The sequence below is a fragment of the Enterobacter sp. 342 genome, assembly GCF_036663495.1.
Classification (GTDB): Bacteria; Pseudomonadota; Gammaproteobacteria; order Enterobacterales; family Enterobacteriaceae; genus Enterobacter.
Genome location: NZ_JAWUEI010000038.1, coordinates 1 through 18,055, shown reverse-complemented (window position 1 = coordinate 18,055; position 18,055 = coordinate 1). Strand labels below are relative to the sequence as shown.

General features: G+C 42.3%; 16 protein-coding genes and 1 other RNA gene. 12 read left to right on the top strand and 5 right to left on the bottom strand.

Annotated elements, in window-relative coordinates; translation table 11 throughout:
- Positions 1-6: 6 nt before the first annotated feature.
- On the top strand, positions 7-1,293 hold the full coding sequence (locus V6E55_RS21795; protein WP_129995157.1) for an HlyC/CorC family transporter: 1,287 nt from the start codon (positions 7-9) through the stop codon (positions 1,291-1,293).
- Positions 1,294-1,346: 53 nt separating this feature from the next.
- Here V6E55_RS21795 and grpE read toward each other — a convergent pair whose 3' ends face one another.
- A complete protein-coding gene (gene grpE / locus V6E55_RS21790; RefSeq protein WP_147279798.1) occupies positions 1,347-1,940 on the bottom strand; it encodes a nucleotide exchange factor GrpE in 594 nt (197 codons plus the stop codon).
- A gap of 122 nt (positions 1,941-2,062) precedes the next feature.
- On the opposite strand from grpE, the gene nadK reads away from it, so the two are divergent.
- From nadK to bamE, 3 genes are all read left to right on the top strand, one after another.
- Entirely contained in the window at positions 2,063-2,941 is an 879-nt protein-coding gene (gene nadK / locus V6E55_RS21785) for an NAD(+) kinase (RefSeq protein WP_013098356.1), read from the top strand.
- 85 nt (positions 2,942-3,026) lie between these two features.
- Positions 3,027-4,688, top strand: a complete 1,662-nt coding sequence (recN, locus tag V6E55_RS21780; protein WP_114978716.1) for a DNA repair protein RecN — start codon at positions 3,027-3,029, stop codon at positions 4,686-4,688.
- 138 nt (positions 4,689-4,826) lie between these two features.
- Positions 4,827-5,165 (top strand): outer membrane protein assembly factor BamE, encoded by a 339-nt coding sequence (bamE, locus tag V6E55_RS21775; protein ID WP_014884883.1) that lies wholly within the window; start codon positions 4,827-4,829, stop codon positions 5,163-5,165.
- Between the two features lie 100 nt (positions 5,166-5,265).
- Here the strand turns inward: bamE and V6E55_RS21770 are convergent, their stop codons facing one another.
- Both V6E55_RS21770 and V6E55_RS21765 read right to left on the bottom strand, forming a co-directional pair.
- On the bottom strand, positions 5,266-5,553 hold the full coding sequence (locus V6E55_RS21770; RefSeq protein WP_108090949.1) for an RnfH family protein: 288 nt from the start codon (positions 5,551-5,553) through the stop codon (positions 5,266-5,268).
- Positions 5,543-5,980 (bottom strand): type II toxin-antitoxin system RatA family toxin, encoded by a 438-nt coding sequence (locus V6E55_RS21765; protein WP_195757727.1) that lies wholly within the window; start codon positions 5,978-5,980, stop codon positions 5,543-5,545. The genes V6E55_RS21770 and V6E55_RS21765 overlap by 11 nt, the downstream gene beginning before the upstream one ends.
- A 156-nt stretch (positions 5,981-6,136) precedes the next feature.
- On the opposite strand from V6E55_RS21765, the gene smpB reads away from it, so the two are divergent.
- The 3 genes from smpB to V6E55_RS21750 all read left to right on the top strand — a co-directional run bounded on the left by smpB (position 6,137) and on the right by V6E55_RS21750 (position 8,467).
- Positions 6,137-6,619: an SsrA-binding protein SmpB gene (smpB, locus tag V6E55_RS21760; RefSeq protein WP_008502505.1), complete on the top strand. Its 483-nt coding sequence runs from the start codon at positions 6,137-6,139 to the stop codon at positions 6,617-6,619.
- Between the two features lie 89 nt (positions 6,620-6,708).
- Positions 6,709-7,072: a transfer-messenger RNA gene (ssrA, locus tag V6E55_RS21755) on the top strand.
- A gap of 165 nt (positions 7,073-7,237) precedes the next feature.
- Positions 7,238-8,467, top strand: coding sequence for an integrase domain-containing protein (locus V6E55_RS21750; RefSeq protein ID WP_175175886.1), 1,230 nt, complete (start codon positions 7,238-7,240; stop codon positions 8,465-8,467).
- A 156-nt stretch (positions 8,468-8,623) separates the two neighbouring features.
- On the opposite strand, the gene V6E55_RS21745 is transcribed toward V6E55_RS21750, so the two are convergent.
- A complete protein-coding gene (locus V6E55_RS21745) occupies positions 8,624-10,375 on the bottom strand; it encodes an ATP-dependent helicase (protein WP_316943903.1) in 1,752 nt (583 codons plus the stop codon).
- 3 nt (positions 10,376-10,378) lie between these two features.
- Positions 10,379-12,529, bottom strand: coding sequence for an AAA family ATPase (locus tag V6E55_RS21740; protein ID WP_227541390.1), 2,151 nt, complete (start codon positions 12,527-12,529; stop codon positions 10,379-10,381).
- 306 nt (positions 12,530-12,835) lie between these two features.
- Here V6E55_RS21740 and V6E55_RS21735 point away from each other — a divergent pair, with 306 nt between their 5' ends.
- From V6E55_RS21735 to V6E55_RS21715, 5 genes are all read left to right on the top strand, one after another.
- Entirely contained in the window at positions 12,836-13,738 is a 903-nt protein-coding gene (locus V6E55_RS21735; protein ID WP_128302277.1) for a hypothetical protein, read from the top strand.
- A gap of 3 nt (positions 13,739-13,741) precedes the next feature.
- Positions 13,742-13,948, top strand: coding sequence for a hypothetical protein (locus tag V6E55_RS21730; RefSeq protein WP_047685188.1), 207 nt, complete (start codon positions 13,742-13,744; stop codon positions 13,946-13,948).
- Between the two features lie 727 nt (positions 13,949-14,675).
- A complete protein-coding gene (locus tag V6E55_RS21725; RefSeq protein ID WP_058685562.1) occupies positions 14,676-16,037 on the top strand; it encodes a hypothetical protein in 1,362 nt (453 codons plus the stop codon).
- Between the two features lie 143 nt (positions 16,038-16,180).
- A complete protein-coding gene (locus tag V6E55_RS21720; RefSeq protein WP_211201393.1) occupies positions 16,181-16,591 on the top strand; it encodes a hypothetical protein in 411 nt (136 codons plus the stop codon).
- Positions 16,560-17,768, top strand: a complete 1,209-nt coding sequence (locus V6E55_RS21715) for a relaxase/mobilization nuclease domain-containing protein (protein WP_044599662.1) — start codon at positions 16,560-16,562, stop codon at positions 17,766-17,768. The genes V6E55_RS21720 and V6E55_RS21715 overlap by 32 nt, the downstream gene beginning before the upstream one ends.
- The last annotated feature ends 287 nt before the right edge of the window (positions 17,769-18,055 follow it).

The window sequence follows — 18,055 nt, the reverse complement described above, 5'->3', positions numbered from 1 at the left end:
TTCCCCCTGGAACACATCTCTACCACCACGCTGATCGTTACGCTGATCGTCATGGTGGTCATCTCCGCCTATTTCTCTGGCTCGGAAACCGGCATGATGACCTTAAACCGCTACCGGTTGCGTCATCGTGCTAAGCAGGGTAACCGTGCCGCCCGTCGCGTCGAAAAACTGCTCCGCAAGCCGGATCGCCTGATAAGCCTGGTGCTGATTGGCAATAACCTTGTCAACATTCTTGCCTCTGCGCTGGGCACCATCGTCGGGATGCGCCTGTACGGCAATGCCGGGGTCGCTATTGCCACTGGTGTGCTGACGTTTGTGGTGCTGGTATTTGCGGAGGTACTACCCAAAACCATCGCCGCGCTTTACCCGGAAAAAGTGGCTTACCCGAGCAGCTTCTTGCTCGCACCGCTACTGATCCTGATGATGCCGCTGGTCTGGCTGTTGAATATGGTCACCCGTATCCTGATGCGGATGGTGGGCATTAAAGCCGACGTCGCCATCAGCAGTGCGCTCAGCAAAGACGAGCTGCGCACCATCGTGAATGAATCCCGCTCGCAGATTTCCCGACGTAATCAGGACATGCTCCTGTCGGTGCTTGATCTGGAGAAGGTGAGCGTAAACGACATCATGGTGCCGCGTAATGAAATCGTAGGTATTGATATCAACGATGACTGGAAAGCCATCGTCCGCCAGCTGACGCACTCCCCGCACGGGCGTATTGTGCTCTATCGCGACTCTCTCGATGACACCATCAGCATGCTGCGCGTGCGCGAAGCTTACCGCCTGATGACCGAGAAAAAAGAGTTCACCAAAGAGGTGATGCTACGTGCCGCCGATGAAATTTATTACGTACCGGAAGGAACACCGCTCAGTACGCAACTGGTGAAATTCCAGCGTAACAAGAAGAAAGTCGGCCTGGTGGTTGATGAGTACGGCGATATTCAGGGGCTGGTGACGGTCGAAGATATTCTGGAAGAGATTGTCGGGGACTTTACCACCTCAATGTCCCCTTCCCTTGCGGAAGAAGTGACCCCACAAAACGACGGCTCGGTGCTGATTGACGGAAGCGCCAACATTCGCGAACTCAACAAAGCTTTTAACTGGCATTTACCGGAAGATGAAGCGCGAACCATGAACGGCATGATCCTCGAAGCGCTTGAAGAGATCCCGGCTGCGGGCACGCGGGTGCGAATTGAACAGTACGATATTGATATCCTGGACGTGCAGGACAATATGATTAAGCAGGTGAAGGTCCTGCCTGTTAAACCACTGCGCGAAAGTATCGCGGAATAATATTGTAGTGCCGGGTAAGGCGAAGCCACCACCCGGCACTACAGGACGGCAAATTACGCTTTCGCTTTCGCCACGGTCACCATTGCAGCACGAATGGTACGGCCGTTCAGGGTATAACCTTTCTGCATCACGCCCAGTACTTTACCGGCTTCGACATCTTCAGATTCCACCATCGCGATCGCCTGGTGCACGTTAGGATCCAGTGGGACGTCGGTATCCGCAATCACTTCTACGCCGAACTTACGCACCACATCGAGCATGGATTTCAGCGTCAGTTCGATACCTTCGATCATCGCTGCGTTGTCCGGATTCGCTTTATCAGCCACTTCCAGCGCGCGATCGAGGCTATCAATCACCGGCAGCAGTTCGTTGACGAATTTCTCCAGCGCAAATTTATGCGCTTTTTCAACGTCCAGTTCGGTACGACGACGCAGGTTTTCCATTTCCGCTTTGATACGCAGCACGCCGTCGCGTTCACGATTCAGTGCTTCTGCTAACTGAGCTTCCAGATTCGCAATTTTCTCATCGCGCGGGTCCACCTGCTCAGCAGATGCGTCTGGCTCTACAGCCTCAACTTCATCATGCTGTTCCGTGATAATTTCTTCAGGGGCTTGCCCCTCAGGCGTTTTCTGTTCTTTACTACTCATGAATTTCTCCGCGTTTTTCTGCATTCATCTCGCTAACTTCGCTTATTATGGGGATCAGTTTCCGGGATTCAAGGGAACAAGACAGATTGTCATCATTCATCAGGCACAAGGACCTCCAGAAAATGAATAATCATTTCAGGTGTATTGGGATCGTCGGGCATCCGCGTCACCCTACTGCATTGACGACACATGAAATGTTGTATCGCTGGCTGTGTAGCAAAGGCTATGAAGTGATGGTTGAGCAACAGATTGCTCAGGAGCTACAGCTGAAGAGCGTCAAAACTGGCACGCTGGCGGAAATTGGCCAACAGGCGGATCTCGCCGTGGTGGTCGGCGGTGACGGCAACATGCTCGGCGCGGCCCGTACGCTGGCGCGTTATGACATCAAGGTCATCGGCATCAACCGTGGTAATCTGGGTTTTTTAACTGACCTCGACCCGGACAATGCCCAGCAACAACTGGCCGACGTACTGGAAGGTCACTATATCAGTGAAAAACGTTTTTTACTGGAAGCGCAGGTATGCCAGCAGGACTGCCAGAAGCGGATCAGCACCGCCATAAACGAAGTGGTTCTGCATCCCGGTAAAGTCGCGCACATGATTGAGTTCGAAGTCTATATCGACGAAATCTTCGCGTTCTCTCAGCGCTCTGACGGGCTGATTATCTCCACCCCGACAGGTTCGACCGCGTACTCCCTTTCTGCAGGTGGCCCGATCCTGACCCCTTCGCTTGACGCCATTACACTGGTACCCATGTTCCCGCATACGCTTTCCGCCCGTCCGCTGGTCATCAACGGTAGCAGTACCATTCGTCTGCGCTTCTCCCACCGCCGAAATGACCTGGAGATCAGCTGCGACAGCCAGATAGCGCTGCCGATCCAGGAAGGGGAAGACGTACTTATTCGTCGGTGTGATTACCACCTGAATCTCATTCACCCGAAAGATTACAGCTATTTCAACACATTAAGCTCGAAGCTTGGCTGGTCAAAAAAATTGTTTTGATTTTGCATCCAGCGCTTTACTGTATATAAAACCAGTTTATACTGTATGAAAACACAGTTATGGTTTTTCATACAGGAAAACAATTATGCTGGCACAACTGACCATCAGCAACTTTGCCATTGTTCGTGAGCTTGAGATCGATTTCCACAGCGGCATGACGGCGATCACCGGGGAAACCGGTGCAGGTAAATCTATTGCCATTGATGCCCTCGGCTTGTGCCTTGGCGGCCGTGCCGAGGGAGACATGGTGCGCATGGGCGCAAACCGTGCCGATCTCTGTGCCCGCTTCTCCCTGAAAGATACCCCTGCGGCCCAGCGCTGGCTGGAACAAAACCAACTGGAAGACGGACGTGAGTGTTTACTTCGCCGCGTGATCAGCAGCGACGGTCGTTCCCGTGGCTTTATCAACGGTACAGCGGTTCCGCTCTCCCAGCTCCGCGAACTTGGCCAGTTGCTTATCCAGATCCACGGCCAGCACGCACATCAGCAACTCGTCAAACCAGAACAGCAGAAAGCCCTGCTTGATGGTTATGCAGGTGAGTACGCGCTCACTCAGCTTATGGCAGAACACTATCGCCAGTGGCATCAAAGCTGCCGTGAGCTCGCCCAGCACCAGCAGCAAAGCCAGGAGCGCGCCGCACGCGCCGAGCTTTTGGAATACCAGTTAAAAGAGTTGAACGAATTCAACCCGCAGGCGGGTGAATTTGAGCAAATCGACGAAGAGTACAAACGTCTGGCCAACAGCGGTCACCTGCTCTCAACCAGTCAGAACGCCCTCAACATGCTTGCGGATGGCGAAGACGTGAACCTGCAAAGCCAGCTGTATAACGTTCGTCAACTGGTCACCGAACTGGCTGGCATGGACAGCAAACTTTCTGGCGTACTGGATATGCTGGAAGAGGCCGCGATTCAGATCTCAGAAGCCGGTGATGAATTGCGCCACTACTGTGAACGTCTGGATCTCGACCCGAACCGTCTGTTTGAGCTGGAACAACGCATCTCCCGTCAGATCTCACTGGCCCGTAAGCACCACGTTACGCCGGAAGAACTGCCAAATTACTATCAGTCTCTGCTGGAAGAACAGCAGCAGCTTGACGATCAGGCTGACTCGCAGGAAACCCTCTCTCTGGCGGTGAGCCTGCATCATGAACAAGCGCTGGCAACGGCGAAACAACTGCACGAGATTCGAGTGCATTACGCCCAGGAGTTAAGTCAGCATATCACCGACAGTATGCACACGCTGGCGATGCCGCACGGCGTGTTTACGATCGATGTCCGCTTTGAAGAGAATGTGCTGACGGCAGAAGGTGCGGATCGTATCGAGTTCCGCGTCACCACTAACCCAGGACAGCCACTGCAGGCCATCTCCAAAGTGGCGTCCGGCGGTGAGCTGTCGCGTATCGCACTGGCGATTCAGGTGATTACCGCACGTAAAATGGAAACCCCGGCGCTGATTTTCGATGAAGTGGATGTCGGGATCAGCGGTCCAACGGCGGCAGTAGTCGGAAAACTGCTGCGTCAGTTAGGTGAATCAACACAAGTCATGTGTGTTACCCACCTGCCACAGGTGGCAGGTTGTGGTCATCATCACTTTATCGTCAGTAAAGAAACCGACGGTGAAATGACGGAAACGCACATGAAACCGCTGGATAAACGCGCGCGTCTGCAGGAGTTGGCTCGTCTGCTTGGCGGCAGTGAAGTCACGCGTAATACGCTCGCAAACGCGAAAGAACTGCTGGCGGCATAAACTTTTTCGGGATCTCAGGGTCATAGAGAACAACAAAAACGCCGCCAGACCGGTTTCAAAGTGGGGCAAGGTCTATTATCATCGGCATATTACATATGAGCCGCGTTCTGCTCGGGCCCGAAAAGGAATCAAATCACTATGCGTTGTAAAATGCTGACCGCTGCCGCAGCGGTTCTTCTGATGTTGACCGCAGGCTGTTCCACTCTGGAGAAAGTGGTTTACCGTCCTGACATCAACCAGGGGAACTACCTTACCCCTAACGATGTGTCCAAAATCCGTGTGGGGATGACACAACAGCAGGTCGCTTATGCACTGGGAACCCCGATGATGTCCGATCCGTTCGGCACAAACACCTGGTTCTATGTATTCCGTCAGCAACCGGGCCATGAAGATGTGACCCAGCAAACCCTGACGCTGACCTTCAGCAGCGCCGGTGTGTTGACCAACATCGACAACAAACCTGCCCTGACCAAATAATCAGGTGTCAGAAATGCAAAAAGGTGCTCAATGAGCACCTTTTTTGTTTTATGTTGATCCATCCCTTTGGATGAGGGTCAGGGTGAGGAGGAAGAAAGCGCTACTTAGCCGCTTTCTCCGCGCGCTGACGACGCAGCTCTTTCGGGTCGGCAATCAACGGACGATAAATCTCCACCCGGTCACCTTCTTTCAGCACATCACCCAGCTTAACCGGACGGCTGTAAATCCCGACTTTATTCTTCGCCAGGTCAATATCACTGCGAAGTTCAAGGATGCCGGAAGCGCGGATAGCCATCTCAACAGTCGCGCCCTCTTCCAGCGTTACACGTTGCAGATACTGCTTCTCCGGCAGCGCGTACACCACTTCCACAGCAATCTTATGCGACACTGTAAACCTCTTTGGCACGGGTGGTGAACGCCTGAACCATATTTGAAGCCAGCTCTTTAAAGATGCGACCAAACGCCAGCTCAATCAGTTTATTCGTAAACTCAAAGTCCAGATGGAACTCGATACGACAGGCGTCAGCGCTCAGGGGCGTAAACTTCCAGCCCCCCATCAGCGTTTTAAACGGACCATCCACCAGATGCATCAAAATACTCTGATTACTCGTCAGCGTATTACGCGTGGTGAACGTCTTGCTGATCCCCGCTTTGGAGACATCCACCGCTGCGGTCATCTGCGTTGGACCAGACTCCAGAACACGGCTCCCGGTACATCCAGGAATAAACGCTGGATAAGACTGAACATCGTTCACTAACTGATACATTTGTTCCGCGCTGTAAGGCACAAGCGCAGTACGGCTAATCTGAGGCATAGCATTTCCCATGGTCACACAACGGACAAATAATAACATTTATCACCTGTTAAAAAAACGCTAAGCCTCATCTCGTGCTAAGATAGCGCGTTAGGCCTCACAGGACGCAATGAGGTGACTTTTTGAAATCAGATTACCGACGGCTTTACGACACTTATGACGAAGAAAAAAGCACATAAACCAGGCTCGGCGACCATTGCGCTCAACAAGCGTGCTCGCCATGAGTATTTCATTGAAGAAGAATTCGAAGCTGGCCTTGCGTTGCAGGGCTGGGAAGTAAAATCGCTGCGCGCCGGGAAAGCCAACATCGGCGATAGCTACGTGATCCTGAAAGATGGTGAAGCCTTCCTGTTCGGGGCGAACTTTACGCCGCTGACCGTCGCCTCTTCACACTATGTTTGTGACCCAACACGCACACGTAAACTGCTGCTGAACAAGCGCGAGCTGGAATCCCTCTACGGACGCATCAACCGTGAAGGCTTCACCGTGGTTGCTCTGTCGCTGTACTGGAAAAATGCCTGGTGCAAAGTGAAAGTTGGCGTTGCGAAGGGTAAAAAACAGCACGATAAACGTACTGACCTGAAAGAGCGCGAGTGGCAGCTCGACAAAGCGCGCATCATGAAAAATGCAGGGCGTTGATTCTGCACACTTATTGTACTATTCAATAAGTTAGCGTTCTGGGCTGGTATCCAGGAAGTGAAATCTGGTATACTGAGTTCAACACTATTGGGGCTGATTCTGGATTCGACGGGATTTGCGAAACCCAAGGTGCATGCCGAGGGGCGGTTTGCCTCGTTAAAAGCCGCAAAAAAATAGTCGCAAACGACGAAAACTACGCTTTAGCAGCTTAATAACCTGCTCTGAGCCCTCTCTCCCTAGCTTCCGCTCTTAAGACGGGGATCAAAGAGAGGTCAAACCCAAAAGAGATCGCGTGGAAGCCCTGCCTGGGGTTGAAGCGTTAAAACTAATCAGGCTAGTTCGTTAGTGGCGTGTTTGTCCGCAGCTGGCGTGCGAATGTAAAGACAAACTAAGCATGTAGTACCGAGGATGTAGAAATTTCGGACGCGGGTTCAACTCCCGCCAGCTCCACCAAATAATGATGTACTGAAGTTCAGTAAAGTCTACTAAGCCCGCATGGAACCAGCCTTGCGGGCTTTTTTACGTCTATTGTAGTCTAGTGAGAATTGCTGAGAACTATCACTTATGGCACCCTGAATGGGACCCACAACGAAGGGTCCTAAAATCGAGGGTCCCAAAATGGCAAAAATCGCTAAGAAGCTCACTGACACTGAAATCAAAAGCACCAAGCCAGCCGCCAAAGAAATCAACTTGTTCGACGGGGATGGTTTGATCCTACGAATCGCCCCCCTCTCGAAAGGAGGGAAGAAGAATTGGTATTTCAGGTATGCAGTGCCGGTGACCAAAAAGCGAACTAAGGTGAGCTTAGGAACATATCCTCACCTTACACTGGCAAGAGCCAGAGCCTTACGAGATGAATACCTTTCCTTGCTTGCCAATGGCATTGATCCTCAAATCCATAACAACGATAAAGCTAATGCCTTAAAGAATGCTACTGAACACACTCTCCAAGCCGTGGCAAGGAAATGGTTAGATGAGAAGGTAAAGACATCAGGTATCTCACAAGACCATGCAGAAGATATCTGGCGAAGCCTGGAGAGAAATATCTTTCCCGGCTTGGGTAATGTTCCTATCAATGAGATCCGACCTAAACTCTTAAAGCAACATCTTGACCCTATTGAGCAACGAGGAGTCCTCGAAACTTTACGGCGAATCATTTCCCGATTAAATGAAATTTTCCGTTATGCAGCAACTGAGGAACTTATCGAATTCAATCCGGCTGACAACCTTGGGCAACGGTTCAGTAAGCCTAAAAAGCAGAATATGCCTGCATTACCCCCTTCCGAGTTACCCCGCTTCCTATTGGTGTTAAACAATGCCTCTGTTCGTTTGGAGACACGATTGCTGATTGAATGGCAGTTACTGACCTGGGTACGTCCTGGTGAAGCTGTTCGCACAAGATGGGCTGATATAGATATCGATAACTCAATGTGGAACATCCCGGCTGAGTTTATGAAAATGAAGAAGCCTCACAAAGTTCCACTAAGCAAAGAAGCTTTGAGAGTCCTGGAGTCAATGAAAGCGATAAGTGGGCATCGTGAATGGGTGTTTCCAAGCATAAAGGCTCCTCTTAACCATATGCATGAACAAACAGCTAATGCGGCCATAATCCGTATGGGCTTCGGAGGTGAGCTTGTAGCCCACGGTATGCGATCCATCGCTAGAACGGCTGCTGAGGAGTCTGGACAGTTTAGGACTGATGTCTTAGAAGCCGCCCTTGCCCACTCGAAGAAAGATGAAATAATTGCAGCATATAATCGTGCCGAGTATCTCGCAGAACGAATGGTTCTCATGCAATGGTGGAGTGATTATGTCATTGCTCAAAAGTTTAAAGCTATTGCGGCATAACAACTCTATAAGGGGTTAAATCTTCCAGCCCCTTATTCCCTCCTAAGACATAACTTTCTGTTTTTATATCACTTTTTTCTGAACCAAGATACATAGGCAGTAACGAACAAAAGCGATTTTCTGTATGAACTGGCAAACAATACAAGAAATGCGAGATCAAAGCTGTGGAGTTGTCTGATATGGATATCCCCTTTTTGTCTTGTAACCTCTCTCTGATATCATATATAAATGTTTCTTTGCACGCGAAGAAACAACATATAAAAGTCTACGGGCAACATAATTTTGATGCTCTGAGCTACAATTTATAATATCATTCCAATTAGGTATTTTCCCATTTAGTAATCCAGTGCAAATGACCACTTCATACTCATCACCTTTTGTCGAATGACAAGTTGTGATTTTAACACCGCTTCTAAAATTGAAAAACAAATGTAATTCATTTGCTTTATAAGCCATATTATACTTTAACATTCTTTTCAATGTGGCATTAATCAAAAGTTCCATTTCTTGATAATAGTAGCTATCATTACTTATGCCCAAATTAATAGAATGGCAAAATCTCGTTATAACCTGTCTCAACCAAACATCAATTTCACAATTATAATCCACAGATAATGATATTTTATTAATAATCTTTAATATTTTTTTAGGAGACAACGATTCAGTATAGGGTGCAACAACATTTAATTCTTGAAGGAAATCCCGCAATAGCTTCTGTCTAGTATTAAAATTAGAGGGAACTCTCCTAATTAAAAATAGTTTAACTAAAGCAAGCCAAAGATTCTCATTGTTTTTAGGTATAGGAGAGATCATGACTCCATCAATTTCTATATCCGGATTAAGAGTAACAATATCATTTGAAAGTTTTATCACATCAAACCAACCAGGACACAGAATAGCAATTTCATTTGGAAGTACTCCCTGAGCCAAATGAGTTCTAATAATACCTGATACATAAATCGGCAGTTGAGAAACATCTACCTCGCTTTCTTTAAAAATTACTGAGTTGAAATCCTTATTATCTGAAAGTGAATTAATCTCATAATCTTCGTCTTTGTATTTACTATAAAAATCAACAATAGATTGGCTACTACGGAAACACCCCGTTAATTTCATCTCGGTTAGATTATCAAGTTGGAAACAATTAATTAATTCATCTCTATTCTTTACGACAGCCCCCAAACCAGTGTATATAGCTTGCTCTTTATCCCCAATAAAAGTAATCATTGTATTTTTCTTTAATACAATTTGTCTGAGTATCTCATATTGTATAAGAGATGTATCTTGATATTCATCGACTAAAATACACCTTAAAAGTAAAGACAATCTTTCACAAAGTGCATTGTATTTTGTCAACACTCGACAAGTCAGATTTAATATCAAATCAAAATCGATTAATTTTTTCTCATACAAATGATTATGATATTCTTTTACAATCAAATGTTCTTTGGTCCCACGGGAATAAAACTGACCAAGGTTAAAATCTAAATTAGTAAAAACTTTATCATTTGCAGATAGGCCATGTTTTTCTTTTAATTCATTTATGAAAAATTCCTTTTCATGTTCATCAATTACACTAAATCCTCGGCAAAGTCTTGGTATCTTATCTACATTAGGTTTTATAATCCAATTCAAACAAAAACTGTGTATTGTTCCAATCCATAAAGATTCACTACTTATGCCGAATGACATAATCCGTTCAAGAATCGTATCGGCTGCTATATTTGTATATGTAAGAGCAATTATCTTCTTTTTACCAATACAAAATAGTTCTTTATTTTCTAAAATGAAACAAAGTTTAGAAACCAACGTTTTTGTTTTACCCGACCCTGGACATGCCGTTAATAATAAATTCCCGTTGAATTTAACGGCATCCATTTGCTCAGAAGTTAAATTTCTATATGGCATAAACTATAACTCCAACAATCTTACAAAACTGTCATTGAAGTGTTTCTTATATTCTATCATTTTACTAGAAAAATCTTTTTCGGCATTTATACAGTCAAATGCTTTAACCCCCATTAAAGACATATTGTAGTCAAGCATTTTTTGATATATAGGCTCAACATTTCTATCCCGAAGAACAAATTGAATGGCCTGTAAAATATAATCAGGAACACGATTATCAACACTAAGATGTTCTACCATTTCAGTAGCTAACCATCCCTTCCCTATTTTCTTTGCAAACTTTAATACTCTTTTATACCGAACTCTGAGATCAGATGAATTTATGTCTGATTCAGCCTTTTTAAAATACGCTTCTTTTTTATACTCGGTTTTCATAACTTCTATAAACAAGTTATTGTTTTCATCGTAGCGAACAAGCTCAGTTTCGAAAGTATTTTCTGCGTAATGAACAGTTATAAACTCATTACCTTCAATATATTTATCTAACTCTTCTTTTCTTCGTAATCCATCATCTTCGGCATCTACCAGAGATTCGACAAAATCCGCATCAAAAATATTATCAGCTACTTTTACATAGGCCGAATCAAGATCCGTGAGAATTGCACATTTTCTTTTCAACCGTTTTTCATGGAAAAGATTAGAAATATGTTTAAAAACAGTGCCATCTACTTTGATAAGACTTATACCCAACTCATCTAAACTAATTCCTAACGTTTCTTTTACCATTGCTGGTATTAAAATAAGTTCTGCATCGCCTTCTACCAGAATGACACTTTTAGCAAACAAAAGGTCACTACGAATTGCATCAAGATATCGCTCTACGGAAGAAATTTCTTTCGGCGTCAAACCAAACGATGGATGATATACATCAGTGAATCCATTTTGGCGTGATAATATATTCATTGATGATATTTTTGATACAGAGCTAATTTGTGTTGAATGTGTAGAAACAAACACTTGCGTATTTTTAAAATTGAAGTTATCGAAAAGGGTTTTTTGGATATGATTATGAATATGTGCTTCGGGCTCTTCAATTAACAAGAAGTGAGTAATATGCTCTTCACTATCCCTTATTTCTTCGTATTCATATAACTTTAAAGCAAGATAAATTAAGTTTGCTCCACCAAGACTCAGATCATCAATCTTTCCTGAGCCATTGTAATCCAGAGAATCTTCAACCACTAAGCCAAGTGATTGAATTAATTCTGTGAAATCTTCTGGAAGTTGTGAGGATACTAATATTTTAGGGGAATAAGTCGAGCCTACTGTATTAAGTAATGAAGCAGATATCTTATTACTCAATCTCTCAATTTCAGGTATAGCTGAAATTTTACCATTGATCTCTTTAACATTTTCTACAATATCTCTTCTATCATCAATTTGTTTACTTTTTAAAGTAAGTAATTTATACAATGGATTCGTTTTATAATATTTAAGATCTGCAACTACATTCCTAAGTGCTTTGACATAAGTGCAAGCGACTTCGCTGCCTAAGGCAAAGTAAGGTGGCTTCTTAACCCCTAATACAGTAGCATCATCATCATTAGGATTTGAAAAGGAGTAACTATCAAAATCACCAACTACTTGTTTATAAATTTCGTCATTATTCAAATCAACCTTTGTTCTAACAAAAGCTACTGCTTCATATGTTTCTTTAGAAATAATATGGTTAGATGCAAATTCAGTAAAAGAAGCGGATCTTGCTTCCACATTGTCATCTTCTAATGTTAACTCATACAGCTTTTGTCGAATATGAAATTTAGGTCGATATATAAAAGTATAATTACCTTCCTTTATAGACTTATCATTACCATCATTTACTGTATAGTTGGCAAGGACCTGTTCCTCCTCCGACTCACTTAAATCATCAAAATATAGCGTAATTATGATCCAATGACCAAAGGGTTCGGATAATCCACGGTAGAAGTCCTCATTAGATAGAATCCTAGAATTCATTGGGAGAGAATCATCTAGAATTAATCTCATCGCATTAAATAAATTTGTTTTTCCCGAAGCATTTTCACCGATAATTGTATTCACTGAGCCTTTAACAAAGTAGAAATTTGAGCTTCGAAAGTTTTTATAGTTTCTAATAGCTAATTTATTGATATACATAGTAATCGATTGGGCCCTTAGCATAGTTTTACTACACATTAGATTACTCCATAGCCACCAGAAGCACAAAGCCATCGAGTTCAAAAGTCTAGTTAAGTCAAGTAAAAGCAACATAGTTTACAAAAAGAACTAAAAGAAAAGATATAATACCGAATTGAAATTAGATTATGAAAACCAATATAGCGGTTAAAACTCTTTTAAATCAATAAATTACACTAGATAAAAATTAATATTGACGATGCAACATAACTATCGGATATTAAATGAACAAAAAATTTCAGACACATCCTAACAATGATCTTGATACTTACTGACAGTAACGATGTTCATGCAGATGTAGTTTCGATGAAACTCGGTGATAACTATTTCCGTTTGAATTTAGATATAGAAGCCCTTAAAGATACCAAAATTAGCTTTGATGGCTCTGAATGGACTATCTCCCAGAACGGAAAAACGATCAAAAATTCATCCGTAAAATGTGTTTGGCCAAGGCGGGTATCTGTTCAAGTCAATTCTGAACAACAGCAAGATCAAAGTAACGGTTTCAGATTATGGCGATCTGAATGGAATAAAAGCCTTTTTGGTCTATATAATGCATTATCTGAAAGTTGCTGGTTTAATCATGTAAGAGATGCAACTCTCGCTGATAACAAGTATTTTCAACATAAAATAGCTAATGAAGTTGGGCTAAATAATCCAGCATTTATAACTTCAAACTCCAAAGAAGACCTCAAAAATTTCTTAACTACTTATCCTGATTCGGTTGTTAAATTCATGTCGCAAGATATGTATGTCTCTGAATCAGGTGAGATATTAGGTCTATATGTAAACAAAATCACTTTGGAACAATTAGAAAGTTTCTCAAACGATTCAGAAAACCCAATTACTCTTCAAAAATATGTTAATAAAAAATTCGAAGTTAGATACACAGTAATTGGAAATGAACATTTTGCTTGTGCTATAGACTCTCAGCATTCAGACAAGGCAAAAGTAGACTGGCGTAGATACGATATACCTAATACACCACATTGGAAAATTGATGCACCCACTTCGGTGAAGGGAAAAATAAATTCTTTACTGTCTAAGTTAAACCTTCGATATGGGGCTTTAGATTTCATCGTTGATGAAAATAATGACTGGTGGTTTTTAGAGGTGAATTCTGCTGGTCAATGGTTGTGGATCGAAGATTTATCCGGCATGGATATTTCTGGGTCCATTGCAAATTGGTTAACTTCAAATAGCAGGTGAACTATGAATGTATTTGGTTTAAATTTTCTTGAAAAAATGGAATCGGAACAAAAAGTTGATGTTTCAAACTGGGCATGGAAACCTGAGAATAGTGAAGCTCAACGAATCTATGGTTCAGGTATGTCAACGAAATCTCGTGAATCTACTTATGCTGCTGAAAAAGATAGCAGAGAGGATTCAGATCGTCCTAACGAAGGGTTAGCAGCTTAAGTAATCCAGTGAACACTTAGTGTGTTCACTGGATTTAAAAATAGATAGCATACATCGGTAATTATAAAAAAATAGGATATATTACATGTTTGGATTCATCGACAACATATTGAAGTTCTCCACTGAAGTTTTTAAAAACCAATACACTAATAACTCTTTTTGGCTTGGTTTACTTCTAATCAATATAATTATTACTATAGCATTAACATTGCAATATTTCATGAAACCAAGTAAAGATAAGAATGGAAATCCAAATACATCTAAGGCTGATTCATTAAAGCATCTATATTACTCAATTTTCGGCATTGCTTGTTTAATTATTATAAATTATATCGCTTATACACCTCCCATGAAACAAGATAACCAAAATACTATTTATCAAAGAATAGAGTGACTTTTATTTCTTGACATCTAAACAATCAATGTGATTATTTTTATTAGTAATAAGAATATATAGATTCGCAGAAGAAACAATAATCTATCCTCAGTGTATTTAAATTTTATATATTTATACATATTCATCTCCTTTTTATTTTAACTTTATCCTTTTTTTAACTTTAGTCAATATGGATTGGTTTTTTAATTAAGCAAGAGCTAACTCAGAGAAGCTCCGCTTCTCCCGTTGCCTTGCTTTTTCTGCTCTATGATTGAAAAAGAATAGCTCTACACATTATACTTATGTATAAACACTAATAGTCTTGAACAATCAACAAGAGTAGGAAAAATCATGAAGTTTGAAGATGGTAAAATCATAATTGATGATAAAGACTTCTTAAGAAGTATGAAGCACTCCATTGCTGATCCTAAAAAGACTATATCTACGCGAGGGAAATGTCCATACTGCTCAAATACTCTAGAATATTATGAGGTGTTTACTTCTGATTTCCCGATGCCAGAGAGACAAACCATTATACCTGCCTTTGATGAAAAAGGTGTAATGATCGGAAAATGTGAAAATTGCAATAATACATTTAAAGTGGAAATAACCAATCCGGAACTATCAAATTTCAATCCAGAAAGAATCAAGGAAGATTTTTATTTTTTAAGTGATACCAATCAACAAAAACCCCAAAAATACTCAAATATTAAAACTATTCAAAGTTTTGTTGAAACAAACACTATTTTGACTGACAGGCACCGGGGTTATGATTTTAATGATAATCCTTTATTCATATGTGAAGACTGTCACAGTAATTTAGAAAACATATCATACACATTTTTAAAAGATCAAAAATGGAATGCAATATCCAATAACTATAGTAATTATATTAACTGGGATCTTGCAAGTCGTGGTGGTTCTCCAAAATACATTGTAATCCGTTTTCCATTTTACTGCTCATGTGGAAAGGAACATGATGCGATATTTTATAGTGATTATCACGAAACATCAGACTTTCAACACCATCAGTTTGGCTTATTAAATATTTTCGGTGCTCAACCTTTATCGGAAACATTATTTGGGGTTCATACAAAAACAACTATTATGACTTGGCTATACAAATTACTGACAAGGTGGGATTTTCTTTATGATGAGGTATATATTATATCCCCTTTCGTCGGCCACCAATTTTTAAATAAGAAAGATTTGGTAAATACATGGCTAAATGTTCTTTCCAGAGTTAACCCGCAAAAGACAAAGATATTTGTAAGAAACGGTCAATCTAAATCCTTTAAGCGAGCTTTTTCAGAAACCAATATGATTAGTTATGATGACATGGAAAAATTCGACTTAGGATCAGTACTTATTGATGAACTTAAAAGTAAGAATAATTTCCACGCAAAAGTCTATTGTGCGGTGAGTCAAAACAGATGTGAAATATTGAATGGTTCAATGAATCTCGTCGAAGGAAAATCATTTGAAGTGGCTAATTTTGACATATTAGATAGTTATTCGAAAGCATTTGATAAATTTCTTAATCCACTTGGTATTAACAGAACAGATAAAATACCTCCTGAAAATAACAAGAAAGAATTCTCACTATTATTTGATGAAAAAAGTGACTTCAATCCATACACGGGCACATTATATCCTGAGAGTTATATCTCTGTCGCAATAAACAATCAAGACCCAACTCCTCGCCACCCTTAAGCAGATACTTCTAAACCATAAAAAACCCGTTGTTTCTCTAAACCAAATACAGTTGTCGGAATATAGAACCAATGGGTTGACTTTATTATTAAATAATATAAATATTAAATGACATTATGGACAGCATGTAAAAGGATATACATATGACCACATCAAACAACTCTCCTCAATTTTCCATAGTAGATACCGTAAAACTAAAAAATCATTTACGGACTCATTGTATCAGTGTCAGATTAAATAACACTGAACTGCAACTTCTCAACACAAAACGAGGCTCTATGAGAAAAGGAGAGTGGCTTCGTATGGCTTCCCTTCAAAAATTGCCTCCAGTTATACCAGCTATTAATACCAAAGCCTGGATAGCTTTAACTGACATATCGCAAAAGCTAAATCGAATTGCGATCCATATCGATGGTAAGAGCAAAGACAGCAAGCTTACTCATACAGAGCTTTTCGCAGTGAAACGACAACTGGAAGAGCTTCGCCAGCACCTGCTAAATGCTGACATATGGAGCAAACCCTATGAAGGGTATGCAGAAGATCAAAAGGGGTAAAAGCTTCGCTGGTGTGGTCCAATACGCATTGAAACCGGGAGCACATCATAAATGCGATCCAGTCGTAATCGGGGGCAATATGCTGGGTGACACCGCCCATGAAATGATTGCAGAGTTCGATAGCACCAAGCATCTTCGCCAGGATGTCGCAAAACCAGTTTGGCACAACTCGCTTCGCTTACCTGATGGTGAATCATTATCGAATGACCAATGGGCAAGGATAGCTGACGACTACATGAAGAGGATGGGATTCAGTGATACTCATGTTCGTTGCTATGTGCTTCATGACGATCCGGCTGGTCAGCACATACACATTATCGCAAGTCGCATAGACCTCAATGGAGGTAAGCTCTACTTGGGTAGGAATGAAAACCTTATCAGCACACGGATCATTAGTGAACTCGAAATCGCTCACGGTCTGACAGTGACCAAGCCAGCCCCTTCCATTACACCAAAGCAACAGAAGCGAAGAAAAGTTTCCCGTAATGAACAGATGCTTTCAGAACGAACCGGGGAGCCTTCACCAAAAGAAGCTTTACAGCAGATTATTGATAAAAGTTTATCTGATAAGCCGGACCTTTTGACTTTCACAAAACGTCTGGAAGAAGCTGAAGTATCCTGGAAGGCCAATATTGCCTCTACCGGTAAAATGAACGGCTTCTCTTTCGAATACACAGGCATAGCTTTCAAAGCTTCGCAATTGGGCAAGAGCTACTCCTGGGCAAATCTCAGTAATCGGCTTAACTACAACCCCGACCACTTAGAAGCTCTGCGAAGCGACATATCGATAAAAGACCAACCTGTTGCTCCTGTTCCTGTTCCTGTTCCTGTTCCTGTTCCTGTTCCTGTTCCTGTTCCTGTTCCTGTTCCTGTTCCTGTTCCTGTAGAACAGATTGCCAGAGCGACTGTGCGAAGCGAGAGCATAGGCGAAAAAATTGCTGAACTAGAAATGCGATTCAGAGAAGGAAGACGAAACGAAATCACAGAGAAGATTCTTCAAAAGAATGCAGCACAACAGCAAAAGCATCTCAGGCTCATCGGCTGGATTCCATTTATCAGAAGGTTCATAGAGCTTCTGCGAAGCTATGGGAAGTCCATTCTTCACAAAACCCACACACACTTCTCAAAAATTCATGTAATCCAACCTTTAAACAAGGCGAGAAAAATTCGTTTATAGACAGCTAGTTGTAAACACCTTTCGTAACCACACTCTATTCTTTAGTAATAGATTTGTGTTTAGTCAAGCAAATATTGATCGTTATTACAGATCGATAAACTAGTTATGATAGTTTTTACCTATCATGATTCAAACATCGATCGGTACAAGTGATTTTACTTTAGCCAGCCAGCCATCGAGAATCCCTACAAACAGCATTTAATCTTCCAGAGGCTTTGTTGAATAAATCAGATTTCGGGTAAGTCTCCCCCGTAGCGGGTTGTGTTTTCAGGCAATACGCACGCTTT

Excerpts from the sequence above, each read along its gene's own strand:
- V6E55_RS21765 (WP_195757727.1), bottom strand. The coding sequence starts at position 5,980 with ATGCCTCAGATTAGCCGTACTGCGCTTGTGCCTTACAGCGCGGAACAA.
- V6E55_RS21735 (WP_128302277.1), top strand. The coding sequence starts at position 12,836 with ATGAAACTCGGTGATAACTATTTCCGTTTGAATTTAGATATAGAAGCC.
- bamE (WP_014884883.1), top strand. The coding sequence starts at position 4,827 with ATGCGTTGTAAAATGCTGACCGCTGCCGCAGCGGTTCTTCTGATGTTG.
- V6E55_RS21745 (WP_316943903.1), bottom strand. The coding sequence starts at position 10,375 with ATGCCATATAGAAATTTAACTTCTGAGCAAATGGATGCCGTTAAATTC.
- V6E55_RS21740 (WP_227541390.1), bottom strand. The coding sequence starts at position 12,529 with ATGTGTAGTAAAACTATGCTAAGGGCCCAATCGATTACTATGTATATC.
- recN (WP_114978716.1), top strand. The coding sequence starts at position 3,027 with ATGCTGGCACAACTGACCATCAGCAACTTTGCCATTGTTCGTGAGCTT.
- V6E55_RS21720 (WP_211201393.1), top strand. The coding sequence starts at position 16,181 with ATGACCACATCAAACAACTCTCCTCAATTTTCCATAGTAGATACCGTA.
- V6E55_RS21750 (WP_175175886.1), top strand. The coding sequence starts at position 7,238 with ATGGCAAAAATCGCTAAGAAGCTCACTGACACTGAAATCAAAAGCACC.
- nadK (WP_013098356.1), top strand. The coding sequence starts at position 2,063 with ATGAATAATCATTTCAGGTGTATTGGGATCGTCGGGCATCCGCGTCAC.
- grpE (WP_147279798.1), bottom strand. The coding sequence starts at position 1,940 with ATGAGTAGTAAAGAACAGAAAACGCCTGAGGGGCAAGCCCCTGAAGAA.
- V6E55_RS21725 (WP_058685562.1), top strand. The coding sequence starts at position 14,676 with ATGAAGTTTGAAGATGGTAAAATCATAATTGATGATAAAGACTTCTTA.
- V6E55_RS21715 (WP_044599662.1), top strand. The coding sequence starts at position 16,560 with ATGAAGGGTATGCAGAAGATCAAAAGGGGTAAAAGCTTCGCTGGTGTG.
- V6E55_RS21730 (WP_047685188.1), top strand. The coding sequence starts at position 13,742 with ATGAATGTATTTGGTTTAAATTTTCTTGAAAAAATGGAATCGGAACAA.
- smpB (WP_008502505.1), top strand. The coding sequence starts at position 6,137 with ATGACGAAGAAAAAAGCACATAAACCAGGCTCGGCGACCATTGCGCTC.